At 65.8% G+C, this 1,049-nt stretch carries 1 protein-coding gene; it reads left to right on the forward strand.

Annotation, left to right across the window (positions count from 1 at the left end; all coding sequences use genetic code 11):
* The coding region (locus ABT116_RS49965; protein ID WP_351648413.1) for a DNA topoisomerase at nt 1–1,049 on the forward strand (1,049 nt) is incomplete at both ends.

The raw sequence follows: 1,049 nt of genomic DNA on the forward strand, positions 1-1,049 counted from the left end.
CGGGCACGTGAATCGCTTGTGCCTGGCCGAAGACACCCGCGAACTCGACACCGACCTCGTCGATGCTCAGGAAACCCGCCGCATCCTCGACCGTCTCTACGGTTACGAGGTCAGCCCGGTTCTCTGGAAGAAGGTCATGCCGAAGCTCTCGGCCGGCCGCGTCCAGTCGGTGGCCACTCGCGTCATCGTCCAGCGTGAACGCGAGCGCATGGCGTTCAAGTCGGCGTCGTACTGGGACATTTCCGCGACGCTCGACGCCGGTGCAGAGGCCAGCCCGCGTAGTTTCGGTGCTCGCCTGGTCTCCGTCGACGGTTCGCGTGTCGCCTCCGGCCGTGATTTCGGAGCTGACGGAAAGCTCAAGGGCAGCGCGGTCACCGTGCTCGACGAGGCGTACGCCCGTCGTCTCGCGGAAGCGTTGCAGGGCGTCGACCTCACGGTTTCCTCCGCCGAGGACAAGCCGTACACCCGCAAGCCGTACCCGCCGTTCATGACGTCGACGCTCCAGCAGGAAGCCGGCCGCAAGCTTCGTTTCACGTCCGAGCGCGCCATGCGCATCGCACAGCGTCTGTACGAAAACGGCTACATCACCTACATGCGTACCGACTCGACGACGCTGTCGGAGTCGGCGATCGCAGCCGCTCGTGCGCAGGCCACCGAGTTGTACGGTCCGGAATACGTGCATCCGACGCCGCGTCAGTACACCCGCAAGGTCAAGAACGCGCAGGAAGCGCACGAGGCGATCCGCCCCGCCGGCGACGTGTTCCAGACCCCGGGTCAGCTGCACTCCAAGCTCGATTCCGACGAGTTCAAGCTGTACGAACTGATCTGGCAGCGGACCGTCGCTTCGCAGATGGCCGACGCCCGCGGTACGACGCTGACGCTCCGCATCTCCGGCACGGCAGGCACCGGCGAGGACTGCACGTTCTCCGCTTCGGGTCGCACCATCGTGTTCGCCGGCTTCCTCAAGGCTTACGTCGAGAGCGTCGACGAAGAGGCCGGCGGTCAGTCCGACGACGCCGAATCCAGGCTTCCGGTACTGGTCAAGGGCC

It is taken from the genome of Streptomyces sp. NPDC002130 (assembly GCF_040296465.1).
Lineage (GTDB): Bacteria > Actinomycetota > Actinomycetes > Streptomycetales > Streptomycetaceae > Streptomyces.